Origin of the sequence: Flavobacterium sp. HJSW_4, from assembly GCF_042436695.1 — a bacterium.
Taxonomy (GTDB): domain Bacteria; phylum Bacteroidota; class Bacteroidia; order Flavobacteriales; family Flavobacteriaceae; genus Flavobacterium.
Map to the genome: position 1 here is coordinate 1 of NZ_JBHNPP010000054.1, position 15,815 is coordinate 15,815.

Annotated in this window: 12 protein-coding genes; 7 read left to right on the forward strand and 5 right to left on the reverse strand. The window is 33.6% G+C overall.

Going from position 1 to position 15,815, the window contains the following annotated elements; translation table 11 throughout:
• The coding region (locus ACE01P_RS23615; protein WP_379701517.1) for a T9SS sorting signal type C domain-containing protein at positions 1-2,689 on the forward strand (2,689 nt) is incomplete at its 5' end.
• A gap of 44 nt (positions 2,690-2,733) precedes the next feature.
• Here ACE01P_RS23615 and ACE01P_RS23620 read toward each other — a convergent pair.
• From ACE01P_RS23620 to ACE01P_RS23630, 3 genes are all read right to left on the reverse strand, one after another.
• Entirely contained in the window at positions 2,734-3,603 is an 870-nt protein-coding gene (locus ACE01P_RS23620) for a cupin-like domain-containing protein (RefSeq protein WP_379701518.1), read from the reverse strand.
• 137 nt (positions 3,604-3,740) lie between these two features.
• Complete coding sequence (locus tag ACE01P_RS23625) at positions 3,741-4,178, reverse strand: hypothetical protein (protein WP_201999384.1); 438 nt, start codon at positions 4,176-4,178, stop codon at positions 3,741-3,743.
• A gap of 98 nt (positions 4,179-4,276) precedes the next feature.
• The gene (locus tag ACE01P_RS23630; RefSeq protein WP_379701519.1) at positions 4,277-5,224 is read right to left on the reverse strand and encodes a bifunctional riboflavin kinase/FAD synthetase; all 948 of its coding nucleotides are present in this window, start codon (positions 5,222-5,224) and stop codon (positions 4,277-4,279) included.
• Positions 5,225-5,416: 192 nt separating this feature from the next.
• Between ACE01P_RS23630 and ACE01P_RS23635 the strand changes: the two genes are divergently transcribed.
• On the forward strand, positions 5,417-8,092 hold the full coding sequence (locus ACE01P_RS23635) for a reprolysin-like metallopeptidase (RefSeq protein WP_379701520.1): 2,676 nt from the start codon (positions 5,417-5,419) through the stop codon (positions 8,090-8,092).
• A gap of 19 nt (positions 8,093-8,111) precedes the next feature.
• On the opposite strand, the gene ACE01P_RS23640 is transcribed toward ACE01P_RS23635, so the two are convergent.
• Positions 8,112-8,792, reverse strand: coding sequence for a ComF family protein (locus ACE01P_RS23640; protein WP_379701521.1), 681 nt, complete (start codon positions 8,790-8,792; stop codon positions 8,112-8,114).
• 98 nt (positions 8,793-8,890) lie between these two features.
• Between ACE01P_RS23640 and ACE01P_RS23645 the strand changes: the two genes are divergently transcribed.
• The 5 genes from ACE01P_RS23645 to ACE01P_RS23665 all read left to right on the forward strand — a co-directional run bounded on the left by ACE01P_RS23645 (position 8,891) and on the right by ACE01P_RS23665 (position 14,782).
• Positions 8,891-10,432, forward strand: a complete 1,542-nt coding sequence (locus tag ACE01P_RS23645; RefSeq protein WP_379701522.1) for a glycine--tRNA ligase — start codon at positions 8,891-8,893, stop codon at positions 10,430-10,432.
• A 270-nt stretch (positions 10,433-10,702) separates the two neighbouring features.
• A complete protein-coding gene (locus ACE01P_RS23650; protein ID WP_379701523.1) occupies positions 10,703-11,512 on the forward strand; it encodes a LytR/AlgR family response regulator transcription factor in 810 nt (269 codons plus the stop codon).
• Between the two features lie 177 nt (positions 11,513-11,689).
• Positions 11,690-11,944: a hypothetical protein gene (locus ACE01P_RS23655; RefSeq protein WP_379701524.1), complete on the forward strand. Its 255-nt coding sequence runs from the start codon at positions 11,690-11,692 to the stop codon at positions 11,942-11,944.
• 92 nt (positions 11,945-12,036) lie between these two features.
• Positions 12,037-14,094: a sensor histidine kinase gene (locus ACE01P_RS23660; RefSeq protein ID WP_379701525.1), complete on the forward strand. Its 2,058-nt coding sequence runs from the start codon at positions 12,037-12,039 to the stop codon at positions 14,092-14,094.
• On the forward strand, positions 14,084-14,782 hold the full coding sequence (locus ACE01P_RS23665) for a response regulator (RefSeq protein ID WP_379701526.1): 699 nt from the start codon (positions 14,084-14,086) through the stop codon (positions 14,780-14,782). The genes ACE01P_RS23660 and ACE01P_RS23665 overlap by 11 nt, the downstream gene beginning before the upstream one ends.
• Before the next feature lie 120 nt (positions 14,783-14,902).
• Here ACE01P_RS23665 and thiL read toward each other — a convergent pair.
• On the reverse strand, positions 14,903-15,815 hold a 913-nt coding region (thiL, locus tag ACE01P_RS23670), incomplete at its 5' end, for a thiamine-phosphate kinase (RefSeq protein ID WP_379701527.1).

Genomic DNA, 15,815 nt, shown 5'->3' on the forward strand with positions numbered 1-15,815 from the left:
AAATAATTTTGTTGCTGTTACAGATGCAACTTTACCATCTAGTCCAATCAGCATTGCTATTCCGGCCGGAACAGCAACGGGAACTTACACCGGAATTTTAACAGTAAAAAATGCAAATGGTTGTGTTTCGACAGATAATACTTTTACAATAACTGTTAATTCAGTTCCGACAATTACGACATCTGGAAATTTGACTCCACTTTGTCAAAATGCATCTGCGCAAACGGCTTCTTTACCATATTCTGCAACAACCAGTTCGCCAATAAGCTATTCAATAGATTGGGCAGCATTAACTGATCAGGCAACGACTGCTTTTTCTTTCAATTCAGCAGGAGGAAATATCGATAATATCAATGTTCCCGCTGGAACAGCTGCAGGAACTTATGGAGGTGTAATGACCATTTTTACATCAAATGGATGTTTGGCAACACAAGCCATTTCTTTAACGATTAATGCACTTCCAACTATTAGTACGGCAGGAGCTTTTGCTTCAGTTTGCCAAAGTTCATCAGCGCAGACGACTACTTTAGCTTATAATGCTACAACTGGATCTCCCATAAATTATGCGATTGATTGGATTGCTTTGACAGATCAAGGAACTACACCATTTCCTTTTAGTTCTGGATCTGGAGATATTATAAATGTGAATGTGCCTGCAAATACCGCTTCGGGAACTTATAATGGTATAATGACTATTACAAATTCAAACGGATGTTCTGCAAGTCAAAGCGTTTCTTTGATTGTGAATCCAGTTCCTGTTGCTCCAACAGCTTCGGTGACACAGCAGCCAACTTGTGTAAATAATACTGGTGCTATTACAGTTTCTTCACCTGCATCTGGAACAGGATATACTTATAGTATAGATGGAGTAGATTTTAGTAATACTTCTGGAATATTTACAGGTTTGTCTTCTGGAGTTTACAATATTCAAGTAAGAAATACGGCAACTAGTTGTGAATCAGAATCAACATCAATTACAATAAATGCTTTTGTCACTAAACAATGGAACGGAAGTGTTGATGCGAATTGGGGGAATGGAGCAAACTGGACTCCAGCAGGGGTTCCAATAGCTACTGATTGTATAGATATTCCAGACGTGGCTATTGATCCAATTATTTCAGGAACCAATGCAAGTTTTTTTGCTAGTAGGTTAACAATTCAGAATAACGGATCTTTAAATGTAAAAGAAACAAATTCTATAACCGTAACAAATGAAGTAAGTGTGCTTGGTAATGGAGTTTTAATTTTTGAAAACAATGCGAGCTTGGTTCAAATTGCCGATGTCGTTAATGTCGGTGTTATAACTTATAGAAGAAAAACAACTGTTCGAAGATTTGATCTTACTTATTGGTCTTCTCCAGTAACACGAACTCCAGCTCTTACTTTACATGATTTTTCACCAAATACATTAAGTGATAAATATTTTAAATTTACTGCTGCTGGAGGCTGGATAACAGTTCATGGTGGAACTGAAGAAATGTTAAAAGGTAACGGATATAGTATTCGTGGACCACAATCTTTTGATACCGTGACAGCAAGTGAATTTACAGGAGAGTTTATTGGAGTTCCAAATAATGGTACAATCCAAGGGCCTCCAGCTATTGCTGAAAAATACTGTTTTTTTGGAAATCCATATCCTTCGGCAATTTATGCAGACCAATTTATTCATGATAATGCAGCTAATTTTTATGGGACTCTATATTTTTGGACGCATAATACGCCTCCTAAAGCCGCCCCAGGAAGTACTACATATCGTTATACTTATGATGATTTCGCAATTTATAATTTATCAGGAGATACTACAGTTGGTGGTTTGACTGGAGTTGGTGCGCCATCGCCAGGAAACCAAGCTCCTCTTGCAGGGTATATTGCAGCGGGACAAGCATTCTTGGCAATATCAAGAACAGGACAGAGCGGTGTTTTTACAAACTCAATGCGCGTGCCTAACAATAATAGCCAATTTTATAAATCTGCTACAACTAATGTAGTTGAAAAACATCGTGTGTGGTTGAATTTAACAAATACGCAAGGAGCTTTTAAACAATTGCTAATTGGATATATAACTGGGGCAACAAATTCTTTTGACTTTAATTATGATGCTGCCACATTAAATGCAAATCCGTATGTTGATTTTTATAGTATAAATGAAGGCAAAAAATTAGTTATTCAAGGACGAGCAGTACCTTTTGTTGTAACAGATACAATACCGTTAGGCTATAAGTCTACTATCGAAAAAGGAGACTTCACAATTGCTATAGATAATACTGACGGCGATTTGGTTAATCAGGATATTTATTTGCAAGATAAGGTTACGAATACTGTACATAACCTTAAATCTGGAGGATATACGTTTAACTCTTCGCCAGGAACTTTTACAGATCGTTTTATATTGCGATACAGAAATCCAAATGAAGGCAAACCGCTAGGCAACGAAGATTTTGAGAATCAAGGTCAGAAAGTTTTTGTTTCGGTTAAAAATAAAAACATCAAATTAGAATCTACTTCTGAGCAGGAAAATCTTCAAGAAGTTTCGATTTATGATTCAGGAGGTAAATTACTTTATAGTAAAAATCAAATTGAAAGTAGAGAATGGCTCATACCAAATTTCCAATCGGGACCTCAAGTCTTGCTAGTCAAAATAACTGTAGATAACGGAAAAACAGTAACGCGAAAAATAGTATTTCATTAAAATAAAAAAGCGGTTGAGTCTTAAAATTCTCAACCGCTTTTTTATTAATTAATAGTACGCTGCAAATTTTGATGCGTATTTGTAATTGCCTTTTCGTTTTTATAGTCAATCCATTTTTGACCCTGAATTTTTCGCATCATAATATCGAAGTGACGCATAATGAAAACATTGTAAGCAGCTTTAGATAAATTGACAATGTTTTTTGGGAAAGAACGCAAACTCATCGAAAACCCAGGTGTTAAGTATTTCATGTAATGCCAATATCCTTCTGGCATGTAAAGCATTTCTCCATGTTTTAAATTAGTAATATAACCTTCAACATTTTTGAGCGCTGGAAATTTTTCATAATCAGGATTATCAAAATCTATATCTTCTCTCGAAATTAAAGCGTGAGGAACTTTATACATAAATTTTGATTGGTTGGGAGGGAAAATCATGCATTGCTTTTCTCCATGAAAATGGAAATGAAGAATATTAGAATAGTCTATATCATAATGCATAAAGACTCTCGAATTTTCTCCGCCAAAAAATAACATCGGCATTTGCTTGACCAATTTTAAGCCAATATCAGGCCATAAGAAGTCATTTTTTAACGAAGGAACTTCTTTCATTAGATTGTAAAGAAAAATGCGGTAATTGCTAGGTTTTTCTTCTAATAAGTCGATATAATCGCTCATTTTCATTGTGATGTGTGCCTCGTTAAATCCGTCTTCATGATTTACAGGCCTGTCATCGTATAAAGGAACTATCGAATCTCCTGCGATTTCTTTCATATAAGATAATTTCCATTTGTTATAAGCTGGCCAATCTTCGGTCAATTCTTCAATAACAACAGGAATTTGGTTTTTTACATATTGGGAAATAAAATCGTCTTTTGAGATTTTTTTGACCCTTTCGATTTGCTTTAACTTCATTTTTAATAAATAAAAAAATTGCTTATAACTCTGAGCTACAAGCAATTTAAAAATGTTTATTGAGTTATATGAACTCTTTTAGCTAAATTTTTGCTTTAATCGAATTTTAAATCCGTTAATTTAAGAATCTTAAAAAATCAATCTGCTGCATATTTGTTGTTCCAATAAAGCATCATCATTAAAGTGACAATTACAGAAGAAGCAATTCCTTCAAATAACAGACAGATGCAATAAGTTGGCACTGATGGATTTCCTCCAAACATAAACGTTTCAGACAAAGTTCTTACATAGGCATCTCCACCTCGAGCGTAACTATAGACCAATAGACCAAATACACTCATGCAGACGCCAACTACAGAAGTAGTCATTGCAGAAATGGCATTAGATAGAAAATCGGTTTCTCCCTCATGAAAATTCATCTGCATTGTCCTGTTAACACCGTAGAATATAAAGAAAACGTTGAGTGTTCTCAAATAAAACAAATCAGCTAGACCTAGTACATTCATTAATAAAAAATAAATGCCAATTCCGAGGAAAATCAAAAACCCGTTGGTAATTTCTTTAGGTAATTTCATAGTGGTTATTTTTTAGAAGTTAATAGTAAATATTTGAAAAACAGTGTTCTATCAAATTTACTAAAAAAATAACTACGATGATTTAAAAACAGTAAAAACTATGCGATCTGGTTTTTTAAAGAAGAGCCGATAAAAGCTAAAGAATCAATTTTATCTTGAGCAAGCTGTGCTTTTAACGCATCTAGAGAACTAAATTTTTGCTCTTCGCGAATGTAATGCAGCAAAGAAACTTCAATGTTTTGATCGTAAATGTCTTTATCAAAATCAAACAGATGAACTTCGATGGTTTGCTTTTCGCCATTAACAGTCGGATTGAAACCAATATTCATCATACCAAAAACAGTTTCTTCGTTTACAATTGCTTTTACAACATAAACACCAATTTTTGGAATTAGTTTATAATCTTCTTCAATGTGAATATTTGCTGTAGGAAATCCAATGGTTCGTCCAAGCTGTTTTCCTTTTGCAACTGTTCCGTTTAAGAAATAGCTGTAGCCTAAATATTCGTTGGCCAAAGCCATATTTCCTTCATTTAAAGCTTTTCTGATTTTAGTTGAACTAACCGAAACGTCTTGAATTTCTTCTGCAGAAATTTGTTCTACCTCAAATCCGTACTCAATTCCAAAAGCAATTAAATCATCAATATTGGCAGTTCTATTACGACCAAAACGATGATCATGACCAATAATGATTTTTTGAATTTGAAATTTCTCCACCAAAATAGTGCGAACAAATTCGTCGGCGGTTAATCGTGAGAAACTTTCGTTAAAAGGATGAACAACCAAGTTTTCAATGCCTGTGGCTTCCAAAAGTTTTATTTTTTCGCCAATAGTATTTAATAATCTGATTTCCGATTTTTCTTGAAGAACCATTCGCGGATGCGGAAAAAAGGTCAGAACTAGACTTTCATATTTTCCATTTTCAGTATGCTGCGTAATGCGATCCAGAATTTTTTTATGACCAATATGCACACCATCAAAGGTACCAAGAGTTAAGATTGTTTTCTTGGTTGACTGAAAATCGTTTATAGAATGAAAGAGCTTCAAAACAAATTATTTAAGATGCTGCAAATTTATACTATTCTCTTTTAAATTTGATACTATGCTAAATCGAATTTTAACGGATAATCTATCTTTTTGTAAAAATATGCCGACTCGTCGATTAAAAAGCAATAATTGTCGTATAGATAATACGATTTCAAATTAATTAAATTAATTTTGATAATATATTTTAAGGATATGAAAAAACAATTACTTTATATATTTTTTATTTTTTGTTTCGCCAATGCTAATGCACAAGATGCTCTATGGCAGAAAGTAACGTCTTCATCGCTTTCGCGTATAGTTGATGGAGCAAGTTCCAATAAACAATATTATAAATTAAATGCTGATCTCCTTAGTGCTAAACTGGCTACGGCATCAAATAAAACGGCAAAAAGCGCAACAACAGAAATTACGATTCCAAATGCTGATGGAACTTTAGAGCGTTTTTCGGTTTGGGAATCCTCAAATTTTGATCCGGAATTACAGGCAAAATATCCAGAAATCAAATCGTATCAAGGTCGCGGAATAGACGATAAAAATGCTAAAATATATTTTAGTGTTGCTCCAATCGGAATGCAGACCATGGTTTTTAGAACCGCAAAATCAACAGAATATATTGAACAAAATCCGGAGAATAAATCGGAATATGTTTTGTTTAAAGCGTTAGACAATGCAGAATCAAAAATGATTTTAGATTGTAAAACGACCAATTTAGTTTCTGAAAATAAATCGGCTGCTACGGCCAAAACTACTTCTAATGCCAAAGAGTTTAAAACACTTCGATTGGCATTATCTTGTACAGGAGAATATACTGCTTATTTTGGAGGAACAAAAGCGGGAGCTTTAGCAGGAATGAATGCTACATTAACTCGTGTAAATGGTATTTTTGACAGAGATCTTTCTGTAAAAGTCGTTTTGATTGCAAATAATTTAGATGTCATTTATACAGATGCTTCTACAGATCCTTATTCTATTGCATCAGTAGGTGCAGGTGGAGATAATCCTGTTTGGATGAAAGAAGTTCAGACTACATTAACCAATGTTATAGGTGAAGCCAATTATGATATTGGACATTTGTTCGGAGCTTCTGGCGGTGGAGGAAATGCAGGTTGTATCGGTTGTGTATGCGTGAGTCCAACTACTAGCCAGCCAATAGGAAAAGGTAGTGCGTTTACATCTCCAGGAGACGCGAGACCAGAAGGAGATAATTTTGATATTGATTTTGTTGCTCATGAAATGGGGCATCAGCTTGGAGGCACACATACTTTTTCTTTCCAGAACGAAGGTAACGGAGCGTGCTATGAGCCGGGAAGTGGTTCAACAATTATGGGATATGCGGGAGTAACAAAAGGATATAATGTTCAAGATCATTCTGATGATTATTTTTCTTATGCAAGCATCAATCAGATACAGAATAATTTGGCAGGAAAAACTTGTCCTGTTTCAATACCAATAACTACTAATAATCCGCCTGTTATAAGTGCAGGTTCAAATTATACGATTCCAATTAGCACGCCATTTATTTTGACGGGAACTGGTTCTGATCCTGAAGGAAATTCTATAACATATTGTTGGGAGCAATACGATAGCGCAACAACAGCTTTTGCGGCTAATAGTTTTACGTATGCGACAAAACCTGACGGCCCAATGTTTAGATCTCTTCCGCCAACAACTTCACCAGTTCGTTATATGCCAGCGTTGAGCTCTGTGCTAAATAATCAGTTGACTACGAGTTGGGAATCTGTTTCTTCTATTGGAAAAACAATGAACTTTACGCTTACAGGTAGAGATAATGCGCCTGAAGGAACTTCACAAACCAATACAGCTGCAATGGTTGTAACTGTAAGTGCTGCCGCTGGACCATTTGCAGTAACATCGCAAGCCGACGATAATTTAGGATGGGCAAAAGGATCTACACAAACCATAAATTGGAGTGTAAATAATACAAATACCCTTCCGGGATCATCAAACGTGAATATAAAATTGTCTTTAGATGGCGGACTAACATTTCCAATTGTTTTAGCAAGCAACACTGCAAATGATGGTTCAGAAACAATATTGGTTCCGTCAAATATTGAGGTTTCTACAAATTGCAGACTTTTAATAGAACCTGTTGGTAATATTTATTATGCAGTAAATAGCAAGCCATTTGCTTTAGGATATACGGTTTCAACATCTTGTTCGTCTTATAATTTTGGGGGAGGATATTCAACAGGTAATGATGTGTATGTAAATAAAACGGTTACAGTGCCTACTTCTGAAGGATTGATTTCGGATATCAATGTTTCGGTAAATGTAACTCATGAAAGATTTTCAGATTTGACGATGCAAATTATCAGTCCGACAGGAACAGTTGTAACTTTATTTAATAAAGATTGTACCAGTACAAATTCAACTCTTGCCTTACAATTTGATGATAGCGGAGCAACTTTAAATTGCCGTACGACTACAAGCCAGATTGTAATTCCATCAACAGCCTTAAGTGTTTTTAACGGAGAAAATCCTCAAGGGAATTGGACTTTTAGAGTTTTTGATGATACTGTGGGAGCATTAGGAACAATAAATTCGGCTTCTGTAAATATTTGTTCTAAAACATATACATTAGGAAATTCAGATTTTGAAAATGTAGATTTTGTTGCATATCCAAATCCAAACAAAGGAAATTTTACAGTACAATTTGAAAGAGATTCAGTAAGCGAAATTAAAGTCTATGTTCATGATATTTCAGGAAAATATGTTTATGACAGAACTTTTCAAGGATCGGGATATTTTATTCAAGACATTCAATTGCCAAATGTGCCATCTGGTCTTTATTTCTTGACGGTTACTGATGGAGAGAAAAAAGTAGTGAAAAAGATATTGGTAAATTAATCCTTGAGTTTTCAAAAACTTAATGAGCCATCGCCATACAAATTATACTAACTTTTATACCTGGTATTTTTAGTAAAGCTTTTGAACATGCTTCGAGCGTTGCACCCGTGGTAAGAACGTCGTCAACAATTAAGAAATGTTTGTTATGGTTTGATTCGTTAAATTCTACGTCAAAAATATTTTCGATATTTTCGGATCTTCCTAAAAGGTTTTTCTTCGATTGAGTTTTGGTGTATAATTTTCGAATTAGGACGTTTTCTTCAAAAGGAATGTCTAGACCAGATGCTATTGCTTTTCCAAAAGTAGTAACCTGATTGTAGCCGCGTTCTTTAAATTTTCTTTTATGAAGCGGAACTGGAATTACAGCATCAAAAGGAATTTCAAATTGAAGTTCTTTTAAGTCTTCGACATACCAACTTCCCAGCACGGTGCCAATTTCTTGATATCCCTTGTATTTTAAATTATGGATGAGTTCCTGAACCATTCCTTTTTTATTAAAATACAAAAATGCTGAGACAAACTGAACATCGATCTTGCCATAAAACTTTTTTACAGCTTCATTTTTTGCGTCTAAATGATAGTATGTTAACGGTAATTCGTGTCGGCAGATAGTGCAAAAAACGGTTTCGTTCTGAAGCAAAAGCGCATTGCATCCGCTACAGACTTTAGGGAAAAACAAATTTATTAGGTAATTAATCACAAAAAGAAAGATTTTATTTACAAAAATAACAAAATCAACGCTTCAATCTTCATAATTTTTCTTTTTTATATAGGTAGTTTTTATATTTTTGCATCACTATGGCAAAACAAGAAGATTTATTTAAGAATGTGGTTTCGCACGCAAAAGAGTACGGATTTATTTTTCCGTCAAGCGAAGTTTACGACGGATTAAGTGCTGTATATGATTATGCACAAAATGGTGTCGAGTTAAAAAAGAATATCCGTGAATATTGGTGGAAATCAATGGTTCAGATGAATGAAAATATTGTCGGCCTTGACGCTGCAATTTTGATGCATCCAACAACTTGGAAAGCTTCTGGTCACGTTGATGCATTCAATGATCCATTAATTGATAATAAAGATTCTAAAAAGAGATATAGAGCTGACGTTTTGGTTGAAGATTTTGCTGAAAAAATTCACCAAAAAGCACAAAAAGAAATCGAAAAAGCAAAAGCTCGTTTTGGAGATGCATTCAATGAACAAGAGTTTATTACTACAAATGCTCGTGTAGTTGAATATTTGGCTAAAGAAAAAGAAATTAGAGAGCGTTTAGGACGTTCTTTAGGAAACGGAGATTTGGCTGATGTTAAAGCTTTGATCGAAGAATTAGAAATTGCTGATCCTGAAACTGGTTCTAAAAACTGGACAGAGGTAAAACAATTTAACTTGATGTTTGGAACAAAATTAGGTGCATCTGCAGAAAATGCAATGGATTTATATTTACGTCCAGAAACGGCTCAAGGTATTTTCGTTAACTTCTTAAACGTTCAGAAATCGGGTCGTATGAAAGTTCCTTTCGGAATTGCTCAAACGGGTAAAGCATTCAGAAATGAGATTGTTGCAAGACAGTTCATTTTCCGTATGCGTGAGTTCGAACAAATGGAAATGCAATTTTTTGTACGTCCAGGAGAAGAAATGAAATCATACGAATACTGGAAAGAAACTCGTTTGAAATGGCATTTATCTTTAGGTTTAGGAAAAGAGAACTACCGTTTTCACGATCACGAAAAATTAGCTCACTACGCAAACGCGGCAGCTGATATCGAATTTAATTTCCCATTCGGATTTAAAGAATTAGAAGGAATTCACTCTCGTACAGATTTCGATTTGAAAGCGCACGAAGAATATTCTGGAAGAAAATTACAATATTTTGATCCTGAACTAAACGAAAACTATGTTCCTTACGTAGTAGAAACTTCTGTTGGTTTAGATCGTATGTTCTTGGCAGTTTTCGCAACTTCATTAAAAGAAGAAGCATTAGAAGACGGTTCTACAAGAACAGTTTTAAAATTGCCAGCAGTTTTAGCGCCAACTAAAGCAGCGGTATTGCCATTGGTTAAAAAAGATGGTTTGCCAGAAGTTTCAAGAAAAATCATCGAAGATTTGAAATGGGATTTCAATGTGGCTTATGATGAAAAAGATGCTGTAGGACGTCGTTACAGAAGACAAGATGCTCTTGGAACGCCTTTCTGTATTACAGTAGATCATCAAACGCTTGAAGACGAAACGGTAACAATTCGTCATAGAGATACAATGAAACAAGATCGTGTAAAAATTACTGAATTAAGAGGTATTATCGAAAATGAAGTTTCGATGAAAAACTGGCTAATGAAAATGTAATCTTTACAAGTTATTCTATAGATCCCAAATTCCATAAAGGAGTTTGGGATTTTTATTTTCTAAAAAAGGGTATTTTATCGGCTTTTTTTGTATTTCATCTTTATGTATCAACATTTCGGGTTAATGTGTTAACAATGAATTGATTAAATTGTTTAAATTCTTAAATTTAAAATTATAATACCTGCAAGAGCAATTTTTTTCTTCATTAAAGCAAATTAAAGGTATTTTTTGATTATGATTGCGTAGTGAGAAAACCAATAAGACCCGAAATTGAAAAAGCATTCGTATATTATAATTGATGATGACGCTGAAAGTATTTTGAAAACCCAAACAACTGCTTCAGGTTTTTCAGAATTATCTTTTATAGGGTCGGCATCAAATTTCCAGGACGGTTTAAACTTGGTTTTAGAACACAAACCCAATTTGATTTTTCTCGAAATCGAACCTCAAAATCTTTCAAGTCATTTGTCTTTGACTTTTATTAGCGAACTTCATCGCTTTTTTCAGCAGATTCCGAAAATTATTGTAACGACCAAACTAAAGGAAAAAGCTTTTGATGCAATTCAATATGGCGTTTTCGATTATCTTTTGAAACCAGTTGCGCCAAATGATCTCTTAAAAACAATTTTAAAACTCAATAAAGCCAATTTAGAGACTCAAATAGCTCCGTTTCGAGAAGAACAGGTTTCTGTTATTGTTGATGCAGGAACAATTCCGCAAAATATTCAAAAACCATTAACGATCTGTATCAAATCGTATGGAGATTACCGGTATTTAAATGCAGAAGATATTTGTTATTTTCAAGCCGATAATAACTCGACAGATATTTATTTAAATACGGGCGAAATGATTACTGCGTTTAAAACTTTAAAGCATTTTGAGAGTGTTTTAACCTATCCTTTTATCCGTATTCATAACAGTTATGTGATCAATCGAAATTACATTTCAAGGATTCATAGCGGAAACTCAATCTGTTACATAAAAAACTCTACCAAAAAGATTCCTTTTTCCAAAACCTACCGAACAAATGTCGAGCAGATTATTGCCGATTTTGCTGCAGGAAATTATCTAGAAGTCTAAAAACTAGATAATTACATTAATTTGCTACCCATTGACTATCAATTGGGTATGATCTACCACAAACCCAATTTTTCGTATAAATTTTTTTTGACACTGGTATTAGTTTTACACTCTGATTCGCAAGCAAACAGCGGGTCATCTCCAAAAATTAAAACAAATCACTTAAAACCTCAAGTCATGAAAAAAACAGCTTTAACAATCGGATTATTCTCTATGGTAGCAGTAGCAACTTCTTTTGCATCAACAGAAGTTCCAACATATTTAGCAGCTAATGATTCTATTAAAGTTTTACCAATAGATGGAAAAGGCGGTCAGAATACTACTCAAGATGGAAGAAAATTAGATTTTCACGGAACAAATGCAGATTTTAATGAAACTAAATCTTTCAATTCTGATAGACAATCATTCGGAAAAAATATTAAACTTGACTAAAATAGTTTAAATATAAAAATATAAGCTGTCAATTCTGACAGCTTTTTTTATGTCTTTTAGTTTTGTACTTTTGATTAAATTCAAAAGGACTATTGAAAAATAATTGCTTAATACTTACTTCAATTTTTATTCTTCTTTTTGGATGTTCCAAAAAAAAGAGTGTTGATGAACATGATGCTGTTCAAACAGATAGTTTATCTATATATCTTTCGTTGGCAAACGACATTGATCTTTCTTACAATGAAAAACAGTCCTATAATAAAAAAGCTTTAGATCTTATTCTTGACCAAAAAGATGATTCTCTTAATAAAGTAAATCTTTTTAAAATCGCCAATAGATATTATAATATGAGCGACTGGGATTCTTATAAAAATACATCATATCTAATTTTGGATAGGTCAGAAAAGAGTAAAGATTCGGTTAATTTGGCAAAAGCATATACTTATTTAGGAGATTATTATCTATTGAAGGCTGTTTCAGATAGCGCCTATATGAATTATTTTGCAGCTGAAAAAATTTATACTCGTATCAATGACGGATTAAATCTTGCCAAAACGTATTCTAGTAAAGCGAACCTTCAATATCAAGAAGATGCTCTTTTTGAAAGTGAGGTTACCGTTTTTAAGGCTTTAAGTATTCTTAAAAAATTAAAAAATGTAAGTAATCAATTATACGATTGTTATAACCTTCTGGGAATACTTTATAATGATAGAGAAGAATACGATAAAGCATTAGAGTTCCATAATAAAGCACTGGAAATTTTAAAAGATAAATCGATTCCTGCAGAACTGCAATTAGAGGCAACCTCTTTAAATAATATTGGTTTTGTCTACTTAGGAATGAAAGATTATAGAAAAGCCAAATATTATTTTCATAAAGGATTAATACAAGATAATTTATATCAAGGCAATGCCAAACTGTATGCAATGCTTTTAGATAATCTGGCTTATGCAAAACTTAGAATGCGAGAATCTGATGGGCTTCCCGAACAATTTTATCAAGCTCTAAAAATTAGGGATAGTCTTAATCAAACCTCAGGAGTCATTTTGAACAAAATACACTTGTCTGAATATTTTGCATTTAAGCAAGATTCTGCCAAGGCTTTGAAATATTCAAAAGAGGCAGTACAATTGTCGCGCTCAAGTGAATCTCCTACAAGTTTATTAGAATCTTTAAAGCAAATTACTTTAGTAGATCCGAAAAATGCTTCAATATATTCTAAAGAATATATTCAAATCAATGAAAAACTTAAAAAAACAGAACGCAAAATGGGAGAAAAATTCTCTCGTATTGAGTACGAAACCAATGAAATAAAAGATCAAAATTCGAGTCTTCAAGAAAAAAACAAAACCTTGATTTATGTATTCAGTATTTGTACATTGCTCGGACTGTTTTTTTATGTTTACAAAACGCAGCAAGCCAGAAACCGGGAGTTGCTTTTTAAACAGCAACAGCAAATTGCAAATGAGAATATTTACAACTTGATGATTTCGCAGCAAAATGAAATTGAGCTTACGCGAATAAAAGAAAAGAAAAAAGTTGCCCAAGAATTGCACGACGGTGTTTTGGGACGAATGTTTGGTATTAGAATAAGTTTGGATAGTCTCGATAAACTAGACGAAGCCGAAGCTGTTTCTAAAAGACAAAAATATCTTACTGAACTCAAAAACGTTGAACAGGATATTAGAGAAATTTCGCATGACTTAAATAGAGAAAAATCAGAATTAATTAATAATTTTGTCTCAATTCTGAATAAACTATTTGAAGATCAAATAAATACATATAGTTCGAAGCTGATTACTTCTTTCGATCCTGAGATAAAATGGGATTTGATAAGTAATATTGAAAAAATCAATTTGTATAGAATTGTTCAGGAAGGACTTCAGAATTGCAATAAGTATGCTGAGGCAGATATTATTAAAGTAGAGTTTAAAAGCAAAAACAATATTTTGATTTTAACCATCGAAGATGACGGTATTGGATTTAATACTAATAAGACCAAAAACGGAATTGGTCTGTATAATATAGAATATCGTGCAAAAGAATGTAAGGGTACAGTTACGATAAAATCTGCCAAGGGAGAAGGAACAGTTCTCACCATTAAAGTCCCAATAGACCCAAACTCTAACCTGCAGAATAATGACATTTGATTTAACAGCCTCATTTCCACAATCAATCAAAAAGAATATTTTAATAGTAGACGATCATCCGTTTATTATTGAAGGATATAAAAATGCCATAACTCGCTATAATCCAAAACGATATGAGTTTTTAATTTCGCAGGCGCACGATTGCAGGTCAGGGTATGATATAATAGAAAATGATAACACTCCAGATTTTGATATCGCTTTTTTGGATATCAGTATGCCGCCTTACGAGGAAAAAGAGATTTTTTCTGGCGAAGATCTAGCAAAGTTACTTTCGAAAAAAATGCCTTCCTGCAAGATTATTCTTTTGACGATGTACACGGAATTACTGAAAATTAAAACGATTATCAGAACAATTCAACCCAACGGATTGATTATAAAAAATGATCTCACTTTTGACGAATTGCTTTTGGCTTTTGATAAAGTAATGAAAAACGAAAAGTATTACAGCCAGTCGGTTGTAAAAATGCTGAATCAATCTACACACAATGCAATCGAAATCGATCAGTACGATAAACAGATATTAGTTCATTTAGCAAAAGGAACTTCAGTTCCTGAAATGCTTCAGCATATTCCGATTTCGTTAAACGCTATCGAAAAAAGAAAAAAGCATTTAAAAGAATTGCTGAAAGTTAAAAATGATTCTGATTTAGATTTGGTAAAAGAAGCAAAAAGCAAAGGGCTCTTTTAAAATTTTAGATTTTAGATTTTTAAAGCGAAATATAATGATATAAAAAAACACCTAATGAATTTTAAACCCATTAGGTGTTTTTTTATTACTGAATACTGAGACCGTGACTGAATACTAAACTTACTCGCTCAAAGCATCCCATCCGCGTGCTTTTAAGGCAATTTTTGTGTTGGCGCGGGTTACAAGGTGAATTCCTTCATTTTCTTCCGCCATATGTCCGATAATAGAGAAATTCGGATTCCCTTTTATTTTGTCAAAATCATTGATGTCGATTGTAAATAAAAGCTCGTAATCTTCACCGCCATTTATAGCAACCGTTGTACTGTCGATATTAAATTCTTCGCAAGTAGAAATAAACTGAGGATCTAACGGAAGTTTGTCTTCATATAAATTACAACCCACTTTTGATTGTTTGCAGATATGAATAATTTCAGAAGACAATCCGTCTGAAATATCAATCATTGCGGTTGGTTTAATTTCTAAAGCATGAAGCAATGTACGAACATCTTTTCTAGCTTCAGGTTTCAATTGGCGTTCTACCAAATAAGTATAAGGATCTAAGTCTGGCTGATTGTTTGGATTAACCTGGAAAACTTGTTTTTCGCGTTCCAAAACCTGCAATCCCATGTAAGCCGCACCAATATCACCAGTTACAACTAATAAATCAGTTTGTTTGGCTCCGTTTCTGTAAACCAATTCATTTTCGTCAGCTTCACCAATTGCGGTAATACTGATAATTAATCCTTTTTGAGATGAGGTTGTGTCTCCGCCAACAACATCAACTTTATATTCTTTTGCGGCGTGTGTAATTCCTGCAAATAATTCTTCTAAAGCTTCAAGCGGAAAACGATTTGAAACGGCAACCGAAACCGTAATTTGAGTCGGTTTTGCATTCATGGCACAAATGTCTGATACATTTACCACAACTGCTTTGTAACCTAAATGCTTCAAAGGCATGTAAGCCAAATCAAAATGAACTCCTTCAATTAATAAATCGGTTGAAACGACTACTTTTTTGTCTTTAAAATCAAGA

Bases quoted from the DNA above. Each gene is read 5' to 3' on its own strand.
- ACE01P_RS23645 (WP_379701522.1), top strand. From the start codon at position 8,891: ATGGCAAAACAAGAAGATTTATTTAAGAATGTGGTTTCGCACGCAAAA.
- ACE01P_RS23655 (WP_379701524.1), top strand. From the start codon at position 11,690: ATGAAAAAAACAGCTTTAACAATCGGATTATTCTCTATGGTAGCAGTA.
- ACE01P_RS23620 (WP_379701518.1), bottom strand. From the start codon at position 3,603: ATGAAGTTAAAGCAAATCGAAAGGGTCAAAAAAATCTCAAAAGACGAT.
- ACE01P_RS23665 (WP_379701526.1), top strand. From the start codon at position 14,084: ATGACATTTGATTTAACAGCCTCATTTCCACAATCAATCAAAAAGAAT.
- ACE01P_RS23625 (WP_201999384.1), bottom strand. From the start codon at position 4,178: ATGAAATTACCTAAAGAAATTACCAACGGGTTTTTGATTTTCCTCGGA.
- ACE01P_RS23635 (WP_379701520.1), top strand. From the start codon at position 5,417: ATGAAAAAACAATTACTTTATATATTTTTTATTTTTTGTTTCGCCAAT.